We start from the raw sequence: 1,562 nt of genomic DNA, 5'->3' as shown, positions 1-1,562 counted from the left end.
GGGACCGAAATCGACAGCTACATTGAACAAAACACTAAAAACGCTACTCGACGATTAAGAACTCATCGACCCTTTGCCGCAATTATGTGACCAGAGTAACAGTCTGACCGCTTCAATTGCGTTATGTTTGCGGGAGGGTCATGCAGCCGTGGGAACGCGGCTTGGCTCATGACCATTCAAGTCATCGTCGAGCCAAAGTACAACGGACCGAATATGTGTGAATTGTGTATGGCCACAGGCCGGACCCGGGACCTTCCAATCGTGGCGGGCTTTTCTTGCTCCGGCGTAAGTGGCTCGTTCGCGAACACGGATGCCGACAGCACAAGTGCTGCTGCCGGTCCGGTCTTCACAAACGATCAGATTGCGGATCAACTGACAGACGGATATTGGACCGCGAATGGGCGCAGCGATCGTTCCTTTAATGTCGCTGTTGGTGGAACAATATCCGTCAATATCAATGCACTGAATGCGGACGGGCAGTATCTGGCCCGAAATGCCCTTGAATTGTGGTCGGACGCAACCGGCCTGACCTTCAGCTATACATTCGGCAGTGCACAGATCATCTTCGATGATACCGAGGCTTGGAGTGCGTATAACCAATCCTGGACTAGCGGCAGTAACATCTCATCCAGCTACATAAATGTTGGAACGAGCTGGGTGAGTTATTATGGCGCCTCACTCAATTCCTATGCATTTCAAACCTATGTCCATGAGATTGGGCACGCTTTGGGCCTGGGGCACGCCGGTAACTACAATGGCTCGGCAACCTATGGTGTTGACAACCACTATGCCAATGACAGCTGGCAAGCATCGGTCATGTCCTACTTCAGTCAGGCTGACAATACGTCGATCAACGCCAGCCATGTGTACGCGGTCACGCCTCAAACTGCCGATGTAATTGCCATTCAAAATCTTTATGGAACCGATCGTTCAACCCGCACCGGAAACACGACGTATGGAGACAATGCGAACTCTGGCGATCTGATGCAAGCGATCAGCGGGATGGATTCGTTTATCAGCTACACCATCATTGACGATGGCGGCACCGATACATTCGACTTCGGCGGCAGCTCGGCGAACCAGATGATTGATCTGCGTGAAGAAGCCATTTCCAGCGTCCGTGGCTATACCGGAAACCTCCAAATCGCCCGCGGCACCGTGATCGAGAACGCGATTGGCGGCAGTGGTGATGATATTCTGATTGGAAATGGGGCTAGAAATTTTCTGGTTGGTAAAGCAGGAAATGATAGCCTCATTGGCCATGAGGGGAATGACATTATCCGTGGTGGGGATGGTGCTGATTACATCAGTGGCGGCAATGGACAGGATTGGGCTTTTTATAATACATCAAAGTCTGCGATATCAATAAATCTAGGTGATGACAAACGCGAACGTGGTGGTGACGCTTTTAATGACCACATTATTAGTGTTGAGAGAATATTGGGTAGTTTTTATAATGATGTTATAACAGGAAATATTGAGCCGAATTATTTACGAGGATATCACGGGAATGATCAATTACGTGGCGGTGCTGGAAATGACATCTTGCGCGGAGATAGTGG

Annotated in this window: 1 protein-coding gene; it reads left to right on the top strand. The window is 49.9% G+C overall.

Annotated features, from left to right (window positions below; genetic code table 11):
* Positions 1-168: 168 nt before the first annotated feature.
* A partial coding sequence (locus E1180_RS00175) for a M10 family metallopeptidase (RefSeq protein WP_196220475.1) occupies positions 169-1,562 on the top strand: 1,394 nt, incomplete at its 3' end.

Source organism: Roseibium denhamense (assembly GCF_009711415.1).
Lineage (GTDB): Bacteria > Pseudomonadota > Alphaproteobacteria > Rhizobiales > Stappiaceae > Roseibium > Roseibium denhamense.
Note: the sequence above shows the minus strand (reverse complement) of the source record. Positions and strands in the feature narration are given on the sequence as shown.